This window comes from Xenorhabdus sp. KK7.4 (assembly GCF_963876465.1).
GTDB lineage: Bacteria > Pseudomonadota > Gammaproteobacteria > Enterobacterales > Enterobacteriaceae > Xenorhabdus > Xenorhabdus stockiae.
The window spans coordinates 1-487 of record NZ_CAWNQF010000041.1 but is presented as its reverse complement, the minus strand read 5'-3'; the positions used below and the strand labels follow the sequence as shown (position 1 = coordinate 487).

Below are 487 nucleotides of genomic sequence, written 5' to 3'. Positions count from 1 at the left end.
CATGGTCTGCATCTGTTCCCGTTGTGCTGCTGTCATCTCCCCCTGACAGGTGCCGGTGAAAATCAGCACCTGTTTTGGGGTATTCAACAACATCATTAACTGATGTACCGGACCACTTGGGGCACGCCAGCGAAATTCAAAGGTCTCGGTCTCAAAACCGTTCAGTTCACCGGATTCATGGGTTATCGCGTCATAATCTTTCAGTTGCTTGCTGATGGCGGTCATTTCCCGCTCGGCAAACTGACTGAATGCCAGCCCCCACGGCAGATTGTCACGGGAGAGGGTGAAACTGGTGCCATTTTTTTCATCGGTACTGTTCAAGACCAGAATACTGGCATCCTGCCAGCTGGCGGGCAGCATAATCGTGCCCTGATTGAAGTGGAAAGGAGCGAGATCAAGTTGGTTGTTCATGGAAGTTCCTTTTTACTTTCTGCAAGTTAAAAATCAAAATGCGTTATTTGTTGATGTTAACCTGACCGCCTAATAC

Annotated in this window: 1 protein-coding gene; it reads right to left on the bottom strand. The window is 48.7% G+C overall.

The window, feature by feature from the left end; translation table 11 throughout:
• On the bottom strand, positions 1-411 hold a 411-nt coding region (locus tag AACS90_RS05065), incomplete at its 3' end, for a DcrB-related protein (protein WP_099123678.1).
• Positions 412-487 lie beyond the last annotated feature (76 nt).